Genomic DNA, 15,586 nt, shown 5'->3' with positions numbered 1-15,586 from the left:
CACGGCCGCGCCGGCCGGCCAGACGACCAGGAACCGGTCCCGGCCGGGGTTCGACCGGCTCACCCACACGCTCTCGGGGAGCGGTGGGGTCAGGGGCGCTGCGCCGGGCTGACGGTCTTGGCCGGGTCGCGCTCGACCACGGGACCGAGCACGTCGTCGATCTTGCGCAGGATCTCCTCGTCGAGCCGGACGCCCGACGCCTTGACGTTGTCCCGCACCTGCTCGGGACGGGTGGCGCCGACGATGGCCGACGACACGTTGGGGTTCTGCAGGACCCAGGCCACGGCGAGCTGGGCCATCGTGAGCCCCAGGTCGGCCGCGATCGGCTTGAGGTCCTGGACCCGCCGCAGGACCTCGTCCTCCAGCAGGCGGCTGATGAAGCCGGACCCGCTGGGGTCCGTGGCGCGCGACCCGGACGGCGGCGGCTGCCCCGGCAGGTACTTGCCGGTGAGGACGCCCTGGGCGATGGGGGAGAAGACGACCTGTCCCAGCCCCTCCTTCTCGCTCAGCGGCACGACCTCGGCCTCGATGACCCGCCAGAGCATCGAGTACTGCGGCTGGTTGGACACCAGCCGGTCGAAGCCCATGTCGTCGGCGATCTTCAGGGCGCGGGCGATCTGGTCGGCCGTCCACTCGCTGACGCCCACGTAGAGCACCTTGCCCTGCCGTACGAGGTCGTCGAAGGCGCGCAGCGTCTCCTCGAGGGGCGTCTCCACGTCGAACCGGTGGGCCTGGTAAAGGTCCACGTAGTCGGTCTGGAGGCGGCGCAGGGAGCCGTTGACGGACTCGACGATGTGCTTGCGGGACAGCCCGCGGTCGTTCTTGCCGGAGCCGGTGGGCCAGTAGACCTTGGTGAAGATCTCCAGGGACTCCCGGCGGACGCCCTTCAGCGCCCGTCCGAGCACCTCCTCCGCCCTGGTGCCGGCGTAGACGTCCGCGGTGTCGAACGTGGTGACGCCCTCGTCCAGGGCCGCCCGCACGCACTCGACGGCGGCGTCCTCCTCCACCTGGGAGCCGTGGGTGATCCAGTTGCCGTAGCTGATCTCGCTGACCATGAGGCCGCTTCGGCCGAGATGGCGATATTCCATGCCCCTGACACTAGGACAGGTTCCGGCGTCGCCGATCAGCCGCCCCGCCCGGTCCTGACTCGCCGGGACCGGTGATCCCGGCGCTTCGCGGTAAGGTGCCCGGCGTGCGGCGGTTGATCGACTCTCGTCCCGTACGGCTGGCCCTGGCGGCGGTGATCGTCGCCGGCGCCGTGACCGGTCTCGTCGTCCTGGCGCGCCGCCGCCGTGTCCGTCGTGTCCGGCGCGTCCCGCCGCCCGCCGTGACGTTCCGGAGCCTGGACGGAGCGCCGGGGCGGGAGGCGGCCGAGCTACCGGGTCCCGAGCCGATCCTCGGCCGGCCCACGGAGGAGGACCTGCGGCGGTACGACCGGCCGGAGGGCGGCGCGCTGATCGCCCGCCTGGCGGCCGCCGACGTGCCGCGGTCGTTTCGGGCGGCCCTGGCAGGGCGCGGCCGCGTGGTCGCCGCGCTGGCCGTGCTCGGGCTGATGTTCGCCGTCTCGGAGGCGCTGGAGGCGGTCACCTTCCCGCCCGACCGCGCGAGCGCGGTGTGGGGCGTCGGGAACGACGGCGACGCCGGTCTCCCGCCGTCACCCTGTCCTCCCGGGCTCTGCGGGGATCCCGTAGCCGAAAAGGGGATCGCCCACGTGAGGATCGTCGAGCCCGGCGACCGGCCGTACGGCGCGGGGCAGGACGGCGGCCTGACGGTGACCTCGCAGGACTCGTCGTACGGCGATCCGGTCTCCCCGCAGAGCGACACCGCGCGGACCGACGGCCCGTCGGCGCCACCCGCGGCTCCTTCGCGTTGCGCGCCCGGGGACGCCTCGCAGGGACGAGCGACGCCGCGGCCGGTGAGCCGCCGCGTCACGGACGCGGTGAACCGGCAGTGGCGGCGGGTGGAGCGGTGGCTGACGGCCCACGCCCCGGCGACCCGGCTGGGCCGCCCGGCGAGCCCCCGGCTCGTGGCCAGGGCCGAGCAGCGCCTCGGCGTCCGTCTGCCCGGGTCGCTGCGGGCCTCGCTGCTGCGCCACGACGGGGGCGAGCTGCCGCTGCCGCCGTCCTACCGGCTGCTGAGCGCCCGGGGGATCGTCGCCGTGTGGCGGGCGACCTGCCCGGCCGACCCCGGTCTCGTCCCGGTGGGCGCGTCGGCCGGGCCGCCGGGCCACCTCATGCTCGAGCCGGTGTCGGGCGCCGTCGCGCCGGCGCCGTCGGAGACGCCCGCGACGGCGTCCTGGACGTCGTACTACGCCATGCTGAAGGCCGTCGCCGACGCGCTCGAGACCGGCCGGCCGCTCGGCGGCCGGACGCCGGTCGTCTCCCACGGCAGGCTGCGCTGGTCGCGGTCCCGCTGACCGCGACCAGGGCCGGGCCGCGGCGTCAGCGCCTGGCGGCGGCGGTGGTGACGGGGGCGCCGCCCGGCCGCACGGCCGGCTTGGGGAAGCGCAGCCGCCGGATCTGCGACGAGCGCATGGCCGCGTAGAAGCCGACGCCGCGCATCTCCTCGTTGGGGAACTTGGCCGCCGCCTCCTTCTTCACCCGCCCGGCGACGTAGAAGGAGCTGGCGAGCACCAGGACCATCACCACGGGCAGCGACATCGTGTAGACGAGCAGCACGACCTGGCGCACGGGCAGGGGGAACGGCACCATCGACAGCAGCATGATCACGAGGACCGCCGGCAGGAAGTACTGCCCCGGCAGCCGCCGCGAGTCGACCCAGTCGCGGGCGAACTTGCGCACCGGGCCCCGGTCGCGCACCGGCAGGGCCTTCTCGTCGCCGCGCAGCATGGCCTCGCGCTGGCGCGTGCGCAGAGACCGGTCGCGCTCGCGCTGCAACCGGTAGGCCTCCTTGCGGTTGGCCGGCGCCGTGACGGGCGAGCGGCGGCGGCCCTGCGCCTCGCTCCGCTTGGGAGTGGGACGGCCCTTGCCCGGAGTCCCCTGGGCCTTAGGATCGTCTACAGGGACGGGGGAGTCGTCCGTAGAGGTCTGGGTACGACGTCGGAACACGTCGCCCAGCCTACCGGGAGTGCAACTTAGTGACGCCCTCGCGCGTTATGCGTAGGGTGAACCCAGGCGGCTCCGCCGCTTGTTGAGGGGCTGAGACGGCTGGGGTTACCCACGCACAACCTTGAGAAGGGGACGGCCGACGCGCATGAGCGTGATGAAGAGACTTTCCATGATCTTCAAGTCCAAGGCCAACAAGGCCTTGGACAAGATGGAGGATCCGCGGGAGACCCTGGACTATTCGTACCAGCGGCAGCTGGAGCTGCTCCAGAAGGTCCGCAGGGGCGTGGCCGACGTCGCCACCAGCCGCAAGCGGGTGGAGCTGCAGATCAACCAGCTTGAAGGTCAGGCGAGCAAGCTGGAGAACCAGAGCCGCCAGGCCCTCGGGGCCGGTCGCGAGGACCTCGCGCGGGAGGCGCTCACCCGCCGCAACGGCCTCAACGCCCAGATCGCCGACCTGCGCATCCAGTACAACAACCTGCAGGGCGAGGAGGAGAAGCTCACCCTCGCCAGCCAGCGTCTCCAGGCCAAGGTCGACTCCTTCCGCACGAAGAAGGAGACCATCAAGGCCACCTACACGGCCGCCGAGGCGCAGACGCGCATCAACGAGGCGTTCTCCGGCATCTCCGAGGAGATGGGCGACGTCGGCCTGGCCATCCAGCGCGCCGAGGACAAGACGGCGCAGATGCAGGCGCGCGCGGGCGCGATCGACGAGCTGCTGGCGAGCGGCGCGCTCGACGACTTCACCGGGCAGCGCGACGACATCCAGGCCGAGCTCGACCGCATGGGCGGCGGCCAGGACGTCGAGCTGGAGCTCGCGCGGATGAAGGCCGAGCTGGGCCAGGGCCCGGCGCAGAAGACCGCGATCGAGGCCGGTCAGCAGGGGCAGGCCGCCCAGGGTCAGCAGACCCAGCAGCTGCGCCAGCCGGGGGAGGGCCTGTGATCGTCCGGATCATGGGTGAGGGGCAGGTCGAGATCGGCTCCGCCGAGATCGACGTCCTGAACGCCCTCGACAGCGAGCTCGAGGCGGCCATCGAGTCCGGCGACGAGGCGGTCTTCCGTTCCAAGCTGCACGCGCTGCTCGACAAGGTCCGCGAGGTCGGGCAGACGCTCCCCGACGACTCCCTGGAGCCGTCCGAACTGATCCTGCCGCCGGCCGACGCCTCCATCGAGGAGGTGCGGGAGATGCTCGGGGACTCCGGGCTCATCCCCGGCTGATGGCCGCCACGCGATTCGCCCCTGATCGCGGCCTCTCCGTGCGGATGGCCGTGACGATGTTCCTGCTCGGGCTCCTGTACGTGGCGTTCACGGCCGTCCTGATCGCCGCCGGCGCCCGTGCCGTCACGGTGCTGGTGATCGCCGCGGGCCTCCTGCTGGCGCAGTACTTCCTGTCCGACAAGATCGCGCTGTTCGCGATGCACGGGCGCGAGGTCTCGCCGGAGGAGGCCCCCGAGCTCCACGGCATCATCGACCGGCTGAGCGCGCTCGGCGGCATGCCCAAGCCCCGGGTCGCCATCGCCGACTCCGACATCCCCAACGCGTTCGCCACCGGGCGCAACCAGAAGAACGCCGTGGTCTGCGTGACCACCGGCATCCTGCGCCGTCTCGACGCGCAGGAGCTGGAGGGCGTGATCGCGCACGAGCTGTCGCACGTCGCCCACCGCGACGTCGCCGTGATGACGATCGCCTCCTTCCTGGGCATCGTCGCCGGGCTGATGACGAGGTTCGCCCTCTACAGCGGCCTCGCCGGGGGAGGGCGGCGCGACAACAACAACGGCCCGCCGATCGGTCTGATCATCTTCCTGGTCTCCGGCCTGGTCTACTGCGTCAGCTTCCTGCTGACGAGGGCGCTGTCGCGGTACCGCGAGCTCGCGGCCGACCGCGCCGGGGCGCTGCTGACGCAGCGGCCGTCCGCGCTGGCCAGCGCGCTGACCAAGGTGAGCGGCGACATCGCCCGGATCCCCACCCGGGACCTGCGCGAGGCGCAGCCGTTCAACGCCTTCTACTTCGCGCCCGCCCTGTCCGGGCAGAGCGTCGCGACGCTGCTGTCGACCCACCCGCCGCTGGAGCGCCGCCTGGAGCAGCTCGCCAGGATCTCCGCCGCGCTGGGCCGCTGATGGGCTGGTTCGACGCGCTGCTCGGCCGCAGCAAGCCGGCCAAGCCGGACCTCGACGCCCTGTTCGCGCTCCCGTCCGCGGCCGTCACCCTGCAGGCCGCGACCGGGTTCGTCCCGGCGGGCACGGGCTCGGTGTCGTTCCGGGCCGCGGAGGGCGGCGCGTTCGCCCAGCTGGAGAGCGACATCGAGGCCCTCATGGGCCGCACCGAGGTCTCCCACGACTCGTACGGCTACACCTGGCTGCTGGTGCGCAACCCCGACGTCTCGGCCCTTGTCACCGACCTCCACGCGGCCAACTCGTCGCTGGAGTCGGCGGGCTTCGGGCCGTCGCTGCTGTGCTCCCTCGTGACGTTCGCCGACCCCGGCGGACGGCGGCTGGCGATCGTCTACCTCTACAAGCGCGGCACGTTCTACCCGTTCGCCCCAATCGGCGACACCCGGCGGGACAACGCCCTAGAGCTCCAGGTACGCGGCGTCCTGGAAGGCGAGCTCAAGATCGAGCCCGACCTGTCGAGCTGGTTCCCCGTCTGGGGCGCGCCCGGTCTGTGATCCCTGGTCCTTTCTTCACCCCGGAGGCACCGTGAGGTCCTGGACGCATCTGCGGCACACCGAGGCTGCGGCGGCCGAGATCCGCCGGATGGCCGGCGCGGTCCGGGGGCTCGACCCCGCGACGCCGGTTCCGTCCTGCCCGGAGTGGGACCTCGCCGGTCTGGTCGCGCACACCGGCGCCGTCCACCGCTGGGCGGCCGCGATGGTCAGGGACGCCGCGCCCAAGCGGTACGACCGGGACGCCATGGACCACCGGTTCCCCCGCGACCCGGCCGGGTGGCCGGAGTGGCTGGAGGAGGGGGCCGCCCTGCTCACGGACGCGCTCACGTCCCGCGACCCCGACACGGAGATGTGGGGCTGGGCGGGGGACCGGCACGCCCGGTTCTGGTCGCGCCGCCAGCTCCACGAGACGGTGGTCCACCGGGCCGACGTGGACCTCGCCGCGGGGCGCGCCCCGGACGTCGACGAGGACGTGGCGGCCGACGGCGTGGAGGAGTTCCTCGACGTGCTGCCGTACGCGCGGTGGCGGCCCCTGCTCGCCGAGCTGCGCGGCGACGGCCGCACCCTGTCGTGGCAGGCCGGAACGGGCGCGGGCTGGCTCGTCACGCTCACCCCCGACGGCTACACCTGGGAGCGGTCGGGCGCGGCGGGCGACGTCACCGTACGCGCCGAGACGGCCGCGGAGCTCCTGCTGATCGCGTGGCGGCGGCGCGAGCCCGCGGCGGTCGAGGGCGACGAGACCCTGCTCCGCTGGTGGGCCGAGCGCGCCATGATCTGAGGCCGGCACACCCGCCCGCCGCCCCGGCCCCGGCGCGTCCCTCAGGACGACCGGGCCGGGACGGCGACGGGACGGCTCCCTAGGGCAGCGCCAGCATGCGGTCGAGGGCGACCCGGGCCCAGTGGGCGGTGTCGGGGTCGACCGTGATCCGGTTGACCACCTCGCCCTCGGCCAGGGACTCCAGGGCCCAGACCAGGTGCGGCAGGTCGATGCGGTTCATCGTCGAGCAGTAGCACACGGTCCGGTCGAGGAACGTGATGGACTTGCCGGGGAACATCGCCCCCAGCCGGCGCACCAGGTTGAGCTCGGTGCCCACGGCCCACGCGGACCCCGCCGGCGCCTGCTCCAGCGTCCGGATGATGTACTCGGTCGACCCGACGTGATCGGCCTTGGTCACCACCTCGTGGCGGCACTCCGGGTGGACCAGGACGTTCACCCCCGGGATGCGGGCCCGCACGTCGTCCACGCACTGGGCGCTGAACCGCCCGTGCACGGAGCAGTGGCCCTTCCAGAGGATCATCTTGGCCTTCTCGAACCGCTCCGGCGTGAGCCCGCCGTCCGGGCGGTGCGGGTCGTAGACCACGCAGTCGTCCAGGGACATGCCCATCTCCAGCACGGCCGTGTTGCGCCCGAGGTGCTGGTCGGGGAGGAACAGGACCTTCTCCCCGCGCTCGAACGCCCACTCCAGGGCCCGCCTCGCGTTGGAGGAGGTGCAGACCGCGCCGCCGTGCCTGCCGCAGAACGCCTTGATGTCGGCGCTGGAGTTCATGTACGTGATCGGGACCACCCGGTCGGCGACGCCCGCGTCCTCCAGGGCGTCCCAGCACTCCTCGACCTGGGTGAACGTCGCCATGTCGGCCATCGAGCACCCGGCGGCGAGGTCGGGGAGCACGACCTTCTGCGCGTCGCCGGTGAGGATGTCGGCCGACTCGGCCATGAAGTGGACGCCGCAGAACACGACGTACTCGGCCTCGGGCCGCGCGGCGGCCTCGCGGGCCAGCTTGAACGAGTCACCCGTCACGTCCGCGAACTGGATGACCTCGTCCCGCTGGTAGTGGTGCCCGAGCACGAAGAGCCGGTCGCCCAGCCGCTCCTTGGCCGCGCGTGCGCGCTCCACCAGCGTCGGATCGGACGCCGGCGGGAGCTCGCCCGGGCAGTCGACGCCGCGCTCACTGTGCGCGTCGGCGCCTGTGCCCAGGATGAAGAGCGGAAGGCCGGTCTCGGTGATCGTCACGACCACACCCCCTCGGGGACTTATCGTCGAACTGACGACTAATCATCGCACATCCGCCGTCCTTTTCGTGCCGGGGGTCGGCATCGTCCGGATCGGAGCCGTATGCGCAGCTCCGCGCGGGGGCGATCGCGGGGCGGGCCGGTGGAATGTGTAGCGATCGGCGGGTGTTGGTAGCGTCTAGTAGGACGTCAGAACCAATCGACCGCTCCGGGTGAGCGGTTGGCGCAGACGCGGGAGTCAGCACATGACGGTTGAGAGCAGCGAGACCACGCAGCAGGGCCTGATCCTGACTGACGCGGCCGCCGCCAAGGTCAAGAGCCTGCTCGAGCAGCAGGGCGAGGAGGGGCTGCAGCTGCGTGTGGCCGTGCAGCCGGGTGGCTGTTCCGGACTGCGCTACCAGCTCTTCTTCGACGACCGTTCCATGGACGGCGACGTCGTGTCCACCTTCGGCGGCGTGAACGTGGTCACCGACCGGATGAGCGCCCCCTACCTGGTCGGCGCGACGGTCGACTTCGTGGACACGATCGAGAAGCAGGGCTTCACGATCGACAACCCCAACGCCACGGGGTCGTGCGCCTGCGGCGACTCGTTCAACTAGGACGGCTCGCCCGACCGGCCTCGAGGGCCGGCCCTGACGCATGAGCGGCTCAGCGGAGCCGTCGACGCCCCGCGCGGATCCCGCCGCGCGGGGCGTCGTGATGTCCGAGACGGTACGCTCGACAGGTTCGCCAGGATTCGCACGGCGCGTCGCGTAGGCCGTCTCATGAGGGGCGCCGCACGAGGCCACCGCATGAGCGCCCTACGGGATGAGGGCCGGCCGGATCCCCATCACCCCTGATGCTGACAACGAGGAGAAGAACCCCGTGCGCATCGCCGTCACCGGCTCCATCGCCACCGACCACCTCATGACCTTCCCCGGCCGCTTCGGCGACCAGCTGATCGCCGAGCAGCTCGACCGGGTGTCGCTGTCATTCCTGGTCGACGACCTGCAGATCCGCCGCGGCGGCTGCGCGGCCAACATCGCGTTCGGGATGGCCTGCCTCGGCCTCACCCCGGTCCTCGTCGGCGCCGTCGGCACCGACTTCGCCGACTACCGGTCGTGGCTGGAGCGGCACGGCGTCGACTGCGACTCCGTGTACGTCTCCCAGCTGCACCACACGGCCCGGTTCCTGTGCACCACCGACGAGGACCACAACCAGATCGCGTCGTTCTACACGGGCGCCATGGCCGAGGCCCGCGAGATCGAGCTCGGCCCGGTCGCCGATCGCGTGGGCGGCCTCGACCTCGTCCTGATCAGCCCGAACGACCCGGCCGCCATGCTCCGCCACACCGACGAGGCCCGCACCCGCGGCATCCCCTTCGCCGCCGACCCGTCGCAGCAGCTGGCCCGGATGCCCGACCATGAGATCCGCATGCTCGTCGAGGGCGCCGCGTACCTGTTCAGCAACGACTACGAGCTCGGGCTGATCGAGCAGAAGACCGGCTGGTCGGACGAGGAGATCCTGGACCGGGTCGGCGTCCGCGTCACCACGCTCGGCCCCAAGGGCGCGAGGATCGACCGCAAGGGCGAGCCGTCGCTGCACATCTCGCCGGCGCCCGAGCTGGGCAAGGCCGACCCGACCGGCGTCGGCGACGCCTTCCGCGCCGGGTTCCTGGCCGGGCTCGCCTGGGGCCTGTCGCCGGAGCGCTGCGGGCAGATCGGCAACCTCACCGCGACCCACGTGCTGGAGCGCGTCGGCGGCCAGGAGTACGAGCTCGGCCAGCGGGCCTTCGTCGAGCGCTTCGCGGCGGCGTACGGCCGGTCGGCGGCCGACGAGGTGGCCGCGCACGCGAAGTGCCACTACGCCTGAGGGCGGCGCCCGGGGGACGTCAGTAGTTGCGGCGCACGTGGATCGACCAGCCGCCCTGGGGCAGCTCGTAGCTGGCCACGTGCTCGTGCGACTTGAGCCGGCACCAGGCCGGGATGTCGGTGAACGCGGCGGGGTCGTCGGCGAGGACGGCGACCACGTCGCGCATCGGCACCTCGTTGATGCGCTCGGCCAGCATGATGATCGGGATCGGGCACTTGCGCCCCAGCGCGTCGATCGTCAGGGCGGGCCGTTCCTGGGGCCCGGCGGCCTCGACCGGCGGCGCGGCCTCCCGAGCGTCGCCGCCGCCCGTCCGTCTGCGCCACATCAGTGAACCCCCAAGCTCGCCCGGATCCGCCGCACGATGTCCGGGAGCACCGCGAGGAAGCGATCGACGTCGCCCTCGGACACGCCACGGGGCAGCGATACCCGGACATTCCCGTGCGTAAGCACGCCCATGGCCTCCAGAACATGTGATGGCCGAAGCGTACTCGCCGTACAGGAGCTCCCGGACGATATGGCGAAACCGGCCTTGTCGAGCTCGGTCAGCAGCGCCTCGCCCTCGACGTACAGGCACGAGAACGTCACGATGTGCGGCAGCCGGCGGACCGGGTCGCCGATGACCTCGACGTCCGGGACGAGCCGGGGCACCTCGGTGCGGATGCGGTCGACCAGGGCGGACAGCCGGGCCCCCTCGGCGGCCTCCTCGGCCGCGCGGGCGCGCAGCGCGGCGGCGGCCGCCGCGACGGCCGGCACGTTCTCGAACCCCGGCACCCGGCGGCGCTCCCGCTCGTCCTCCGGGTACGGCGACCGCCAGCGGGTGCCCTTGCGGATGGCGAGCACGCCGACCCCGGCCGGGCCGCCCCACTTGTGCGCGCTCGCCGTCAGCACCGACCAGCCGGCGGGGATCGGCAGGCGGCCCGCGGACTGGGCCGCGTCCACCAGCAGCGGCACCCCGGCCGCCGCGCACGCCTCGGCGGCCTCCTCGACCGGCTGCAGCGTGCCCACCTCGTGGTTGGCCGTCTGCAGGCAGGCCAGGGCCGTGCCAGGGCGGGCGACGGCCTCGGCGAACGCCGCGGCGTCGACGCGTCCCAGGATGTCGACCCCCACGACCTCGGCCGTGCCGCCGTCGGCCTCGTGGGTCTCGGCGGCGTGCAGGACCGCGGAGTGCTCCACGGCGCTCGTCACCAGGTGCCGGCCGGCCCGCCGGCGTCCCCGCAGCGTGCCGAGAACGCCCAGGTGGACGGCCTGCGTGCCGGAGGAGGTGAACGACACCTCGTCGGGGCGGGCGCCCAGGAGCTCGGCTACCTCTCCGCGCGAATGCTCCAGTAACATCTGGGCGCGTCGCGCCGTGCCGTAGAGGCGGGCGGGATCGGCCCAACCGGCGTCGATCGCCGCCAGCAGAGCGTCACGGGCCGCGGGATGGAGAGGTTCGGTCGACGCCGCGTCCAGGTAGGCCACAGTTAGGACATTAACGGGGGCTGCTCAGGGGGGCGGGGCCGGTCCGCGCTAATGTGTCCCCCAGCGTGAAATCAACCAAGTAAAGGGTGCACCGGCGAGAACTTCGTGCCGGTTGCTCCCAAGCGTCAAATTGGAAAAACCGCCCAAGGGAGGAACCCTTGGGCTTCATCTGTGGGGTAGGCGATCCGTGAGTCCGACCCGCCGTACGACACGGCGACCGTGGGCACGCCGCCGGTTGCCCGGCGCCGCCGCCGTGGTGCTGCTGGTGGCGTCCGGAACGGCGTGTAGCAACCAGGCGATCGATCAGTGGTCCCGTGGGGGCATGCCGGAAGGTGTCACCAAGCAGGCCGGCATCGTCCAGACGCTCTGGAACGGGAGCTGGATCGCGGCTCTCGCCACGGGCGTGGTCGTCTGGGGACTGATCCTTTGGGCGTGCATCTTCCACCGCAAGAAGAAGAACGCGCCCGATCAGCTGCCTCCGCAGGTGCGCTACAACCTGCCGATCGAGATCCTCTACACGGTGATCCCGGTCATCATGGTGGCGGTCTTCTTCTACTTCACGGCCCGGGACGAGACCGAGATCACCCGGATCACCCAGTCCGCGCCGATCAAGGTGGCGGTCGAGGGGTACCAGTGGAGCTGGCGTTTCAGCACCGAGTACCAGGGCGAGAAGGTCGTCACGGCGGGCGTGCCGGTGGACCTGAGCAAGCAGAGCCTGCAGACCCCTCAGGGGCCGCAGCTGGTGCTGCCGGTCAACACGCAGGTGCAGTTCGAGCTGCACTCCGATGACGTGATCCACTCGTTCTGGGTCCCCGCGTTCCTGTTCAAGCAGGACGTGTTCCCGGGCAACGTCCGCAACCACTTCCAGATCACGACGCTCGACCGGACGGGCGTCTTCTTCGGCCGATGCGCCGAGCTCTGCGGTACCGACCACAGCAAGATGCTGTTCTCCGTGAAGCTCGTGCCGCAGGCCGAGTTCGACCAGTACATCAAGAGCCAGGCGGGGAGTGCGCAGTGACCGCCATCCAGGAGCCGGCCGGCATCGCAGCGCGGCCGTACACCAAGGGCACGGTCATCGCCAAGTGGCTGTCCTCGACCGACCACAAGGTGATCGGGCACCTCTACCTGATCACGTCGTTCGTCTTCTTCATGATCGGCGGCGTCATGGCGCTGGTCATGCGTGCCGAGCTGGCCCGGCCGGGCCTGCAGTTCGTCTCGAACGACCAGTTCAACCAGCTGTTCACGATGCACGGCACGATCATGCTGCTGATGTTCGCGACGCCGCTGTTCGCGGGCTTCGCCAACGAGCTGATGCCGCTGCAGATCGGCGCCCCCGACGTGGCCTTCCCCCGGCTGAACATGGTGAGCTACTGGCTCTACCTGTTCGGCAGCACGATCGCCGTCGCCGGCTTCCTCACCCCGGGCGGGTCCGCCTCGTTCGGCTGGACCGCCTACGCGCCGCTGTCGAACGCGGTGACCTCGCCGGGCGTCGGCAGCGACATGTGGGTGATGGGCCTGGCGATGTCGGGTCTCGGCACCATCCTCGGCGCCGTCAACTTCGTCACCACGATCATCACGATGCGCGCCCCCGGCATGACGATGTTCCGCATGCCGATCTTCACCTGGAACATCCTGCTCACCAGCATCCTGGTGCTGCTGGCCTTCCCGGTGCTGGCGGCGGCGCTGCTCGCCTTGGAGGCCGACCGGAAACTCGGCGCCCACATCTTCGACTCGCCCACGGGCGGCCCGATGCTGTGGCAGCACCTGTTCTGGTTCTTCGGCCACCCCGAGGTGTACATCATCGCGCTGCCGTTCTTCGGAATCATCACCGAGGTCCTGCCGGTCTTCAGCCGTAAGCCGATCTTCGGCTACATCGGCCTCGTGGGCGCGACGATCGCCATCGCCGGCCTGTCGGTGACGGTGTGGGCGCACCACATGTTCGTCACCGGCCAGGTGCTGCTGCCGTTCTTCTCCTTCATGACGTTCCTCATCGCGGTACCGACCGGGGTGAAGTTCTTCAACTGGATCGGCACGATGTGGCGGGGACACCTGTCGTTCGAGACACCGATGCTGTTCGCGGTCGGCTTCCTGGTGACCTTCCTGTTCGGCGGGCTGACCGGCATCATCCTGGCCTCGCCGCCCCTCGACTTCCACATCAGCGACACCTACTTCGTCGTCGCCCACTTCCACTACGTGGTGTTCGGCACCGTGGTGTTCGCGATGTTCGCCGGCTTCTACTTCTGGTGGCCCAAGTTCACCGGGCGGATGCTGAACGACAAGCTCGGCAAGGTCCACTTCTGGATGCTGTTCTTCGGGTTCCACCTCACCTTCCTGGTGCAGCACTGGCTCGGGGTCATCGGCTTCCCCCGCCGGTACGCCGACTACTCGGCCGCCGACGGCTTCACGGACCTCAACATGATCTCGTCGGCCGGCGCGTTCCTGCTGGGCGCCTCCACGCTGCCGTTCCTGTACAACGTGTGGCAGACCTGGCGGCACGCGCCCAAGGTCACGGTCGACGACCCGTGGGGGTACGGCGGCTCGCTCGAGTGGGCGACCTCCTGCCCGCCGCCGCGGCACAACTTCGTCTCGCTGCCGCGCATCCGCTCCGAGCGTCCCGCGTTCGACCTCAAGTACCCGCACCTCGCGGCCAAGCCCGCCCTGGAGGAGGGCTCATGAAGATTCAGGGCTGGATGTTCCTGCTCTGCGGCGTCTTCTTCGCCGCGGCCGACGTCGTGTACTGGTTCTGGGCCAAGGAGCCGACCGGCACCACGGCCATGGCCATCTCCGTCGGCCTCGCCTTCATGATCGGCTACTACCTGCTGTTCACGGCCCGCCGCATCGGCGACCAGCCGGAGGACAACAAGGAGGCCGACATCAGCGACGGCGCGGGCGAGATCGGCTTCTTCAGCCCGCACAGCTGGTGGCCGCTGTTCGTCTGCCTGTCGGCCGCGCTGACGTTCTTCGGCTTCACGATCGGCTGGTGGCTGTTCTTCATCGGCCTGTTCTGCACGATCATGAGCGCCATCGGCTTCGTGTTCCAGTACTACCGGGGCAACTTCTCGCACTGACCCCGGCACCCGGCATCCCGCGGCCGGTCGGCGATCCTCGCCGGCCGGCCGTCGCGCGTTCCGGGAGCCCCCGCTTCTTTGCCTTCATTCGGCCCGTCGGGTGCCAGGACGGAGCGTGATCGGGGAATAACCCCCGGAAACCGATCCGGCAGAGGGAGAGCGACGTGCGAGCTGGTGCGGGGGCGCTGGCCCTCCTGGTGCTGACCACCGGATGTGCCGCCCTGTCGGGCGGGTCCGACGACGGCGGGACGTCACGGCGGACGGCGATCACCGTCACCCCGCTGGACGGCGCCCGCGACATGCCTCCCGAGCTGCCCATCACGGTGGGGGCCGTCGACGGGAAGCTGACGAGCGTCACCGTGCGGGCCGGGGGACAGCCCGTTCCCGGCCTCTTCAGCCCCGACCACACCCAGTGGCGCAGCCAGCGGTGCATGGCCCCTGGGCTGTCGTACGAGGTCGTGGCGCACGCCACCGGTCCCAGCGGCGCGGCGGACCGGACCGTGCGCTTCACCACCAGGGCGGCCGCGAAGACGTTCGCCATCGACACGCTGCTGCCGAGCAAGCAGGACACGGGTCTCAAGGTGGGTGTGGGCATGCCCATCATGATCACCTTCAGCCAGCCGATCACCGACCGGGTCTCCGTGGAGCGCAACCTCATCGTGGAGGCCTCCAAGCCCATCGACGGGGCCTGGCACTGGTACGACGCCAAGAACGTCGTCTTCCGCCCGAAGCAGTACTGGCCGGCGTACACCAAGGTGAAGTTCATCGCCCGCCTGGCCGGCATCCGCGGCGCCGACGGCGTGTACGGCAAGCAGGACTACGTCCGCGAGTTCGAGATCGGCCGCTCGCAGATCAGCGTGGCCAACACGCAGACCCACTACATGACGATCGAGCAGGACGGCAAGCAGATCCACAACTGGCCGATCAGCGCCGGGATGGCCGACGTGTACCGCCACACCACGACCAGCGGCATCCACCTGGCCATGTCGCGGGAGGACGTCACGGTCATGACGTCGCCGGACGCGGGGCCCGGACAGGCCGGCTACTACCAGACCACCGTCTACGACACCGTCCGCATCTCCAACAGCGGCGAGTACGTGCACGGGGCTCCGTGGTCGGTGGGGGACCAGGGCAACTCCAACGTCAGCCACGGCTGCGTGAACCTCAGCCCGGAGCGCGCGAAGTGGTTCAAGAACAACACGCTCATCGGCGACCCCATCGTCGTCACCGGCACGAAGCGGGAGCTGGAGCCCACGAACGGCTGGGGGCACTGGCAGGAGTCCTGGCCGCAGTGGCTCAAGTGGAGCCGCCTGCGGGATGCCCCCTCCGACCCGCTGTAGCCGCCGGTGGGCCACTACCGCCTGGGAGGGGCTGGACCGGGCCTTTCGCGCGCCTCAGGGCCCGCGTAACCGCTGGGGGCTGACCGGGGCCTTTCGCGCGCCTGAGGCCGCCCTGTCGGCCGTGTGGC

General features: G+C 71.2%; 17 protein-coding genes. 12 read left to right on the top strand and 5 right to left on the bottom strand.

Annotation, left to right across the window (positions count from 1 at the left end):
• Nucleotides 1-89 precede the first annotated feature (89 nt).
• A complete protein-coding gene (locus tag Mco01_RS01805; protein WP_204055125.1) occupies nt 90-1,088 on the bottom strand; it encodes an aldo/keto reductase family protein in 999 nt (332 codons plus the stop codon).
• A 104-nt stretch (nt 1,089-1,192) separates the two neighbouring features.
• Between Mco01_RS01805 and Mco01_RS01800 the strand changes: the two genes are divergently transcribed.
• Nucleotides 1,193-2,416 (top strand): SMI1/KNR4 family protein, encoded by a 1,224-nt coding sequence (locus tag Mco01_RS01800; RefSeq protein WP_204055124.1) that lies wholly within the window; start codon nt 1,193-1,195, stop codon nt 2,414-2,416.
• Between the two features lie 25 nt (nt 2,417-2,441).
• On the opposite strand, the gene Mco01_RS01795 is transcribed toward Mco01_RS01800, so the two are convergent.
• Entirely contained in the window at nt 2,442-3,068 is a 627-nt protein-coding gene (locus tag Mco01_RS01795) for a DUF3043 domain-containing protein (RefSeq protein WP_204055123.1), read from the bottom strand.
• A 145-nt stretch (nt 3,069-3,213) separates the two neighbouring features.
• Here Mco01_RS01795 and Mco01_RS01790 point away from each other — a divergent pair, with 145 nt between their 5' ends.
• The 5 genes from Mco01_RS01790 to Mco01_RS01770 are packed head-to-tail and all read left to right on the top strand — an operon-like array spanning nt 3,214 to nt 6,508.
• Nucleotides 3,214-4,008 (top strand): PspA/IM30 family protein, encoded by a 795-nt coding sequence (locus Mco01_RS01790; RefSeq protein ID WP_204055122.1) that lies wholly within the window; start codon nt 3,214-3,216, stop codon nt 4,006-4,008.
• Complete coding sequence (gene pspAA, locus Mco01_RS01785; protein ID WP_036321727.1) at nt 4,005-4,283, top strand: PspA-associated protein PspAA; 279 nt, start codon at nt 4,005-4,007, stop codon at nt 4,281-4,283. Before Mco01_RS01790 ends, pspAA begins: the two co-directional genes overlap by 4 nt.
• A complete protein-coding gene (gene htpX, locus Mco01_RS01780) occupies nt 4,283-5,182 on the top strand; it encodes a zinc metalloprotease HtpX (RefSeq protein ID WP_204055121.1) in 900 nt (299 codons plus the stop codon). The genes pspAA and htpX overlap by 1 nt, the downstream gene beginning before the upstream one ends.
• Nucleotides 5,182-5,730, top strand: a complete 549-nt coding sequence (pspAB, locus tag Mco01_RS01775) for a PspA-associated protein PspAB (protein ID WP_204055120.1) — start codon at nt 5,182-5,184, stop codon at nt 5,728-5,730. The genes htpX and pspAB overlap by 1 nt, the downstream gene beginning before the upstream one ends.
• Before the next feature lie 31 nt (nt 5,731-5,761).
• Nucleotides 5,762-6,508, top strand: a complete 747-nt coding sequence (locus Mco01_RS01770; RefSeq protein ID WP_204055119.1) for a maleylpyruvate isomerase family mycothiol-dependent enzyme — start codon at nt 5,762-5,764, stop codon at nt 6,506-6,508.
• Between the two features lie 79 nt (nt 6,509-6,587).
• Here the strand turns inward: Mco01_RS01770 and nadA are convergent, their stop codons facing one another.
• On the bottom strand, nt 6,588-7,742 hold the full coding sequence (gene nadA / locus Mco01_RS01765) for a quinolinate synthase NadA (RefSeq protein WP_204055118.1): 1,155 nt from the start codon (nt 7,740-7,742) through the stop codon (nt 6,588-6,590).
• Nucleotides 7,743-7,986: 244 nt separating this feature from the next.
• Between nadA and erpA the strand changes: the two genes are divergently transcribed.
• Both erpA and Mco01_RS01755 read left to right on the top strand, forming a co-directional pair.
• Nucleotides 7,987-8,340, top strand: coding sequence for an iron-sulfur cluster insertion protein ErpA (erpA, locus tag Mco01_RS01760; RefSeq protein WP_036321717.1), 354 nt, complete (start codon nt 7,987-7,989; stop codon nt 8,338-8,340).
• Nucleotides 8,341-8,605: 265 nt separating this feature from the next.
• The gene (locus Mco01_RS01755) at nt 8,606-9,592 is read left to right on the top strand and encodes a carbohydrate kinase family protein (RefSeq protein ID WP_204055117.1); all 987 of its coding nucleotides are present in this window, start codon (nt 8,606-8,608) and stop codon (nt 9,590-9,592) included.
• A gap of 19 nt (nt 9,593-9,611) precedes the next feature.
• On the opposite strand, the gene Mco01_RS38855 is transcribed toward Mco01_RS01755, so the two are convergent.
• Entirely contained in the window at nt 9,612-9,917 is a 306-nt protein-coding gene (locus Mco01_RS38855; protein ID WP_204055116.1) for a sulfurtransferase TusA family protein, read from the bottom strand.
• Nucleotides 9,917-11,050, bottom strand: coding sequence for a cysteine desulfurase family protein (locus Mco01_RS01745; protein ID WP_036321716.1), 1,134 nt, complete (start codon nt 11,048-11,050; stop codon nt 9,917-9,919). Before Mco01_RS01745 ends, Mco01_RS38855 begins: the two co-directional genes overlap by 1 nt.
• Before the next feature lie 187 nt (nt 11,051-11,237).
• Between Mco01_RS01745 and ctaC the strand changes: the two genes are divergently transcribed.
• From ctaC to Mco01_RS01725, 4 genes are all read left to right on the top strand, one after another.
• Entirely contained in the window at nt 11,238-12,068 is an 831-nt protein-coding gene (ctaC, locus tag Mco01_RS01740; protein ID WP_036321714.1) for an aa3-type cytochrome oxidase subunit II, read from the top strand.
• A complete protein-coding gene (gene ctaD, locus Mco01_RS01735) occupies nt 12,065-13,726 on the top strand; it encodes an aa3-type cytochrome oxidase subunit I (RefSeq protein WP_239103257.1) in 1,662 nt (553 codons plus the stop codon). Before ctaC ends, ctaD begins: the two co-directional genes overlap by 4 nt.
• Nucleotides 13,723-14,118 carry a cytochrome c oxidase subunit 4 gene (locus Mco01_RS01730; protein WP_204055114.1) on the top strand — a complete coding sequence of 132 codons (396 nt, stop codon included), beginning with the start codon at nt 13,723-13,725 and terminating at the stop codon, nt 14,116-14,118. The genes ctaD and Mco01_RS01730 overlap by 4 nt, the downstream gene beginning before the upstream one ends.
• A 164-nt stretch (nt 14,119-14,282) precedes the next feature.
• The gene (locus tag Mco01_RS01725; protein WP_239103256.1) at nt 14,283-15,458 is read left to right on the top strand and encodes a L,D-transpeptidase; all 1,176 of its coding nucleotides are present in this window, start codon (nt 14,283-14,285) and stop codon (nt 15,456-15,458) included.
• Nucleotides 15,459-15,586: the final 128 nt, after the last annotated feature.

Origin of the sequence: Microbispora corallina (assembly GCF_016863035.1) — a bacterium.
GTDB classification, from domain to species: domain Bacteria; phylum Actinomycetota; class Actinomycetes; order Streptosporangiales; family Streptosporangiaceae; genus Microbispora; species Microbispora corallina.
This window is presented reverse-complemented; position numbering and strand designations above follow the sequence as displayed.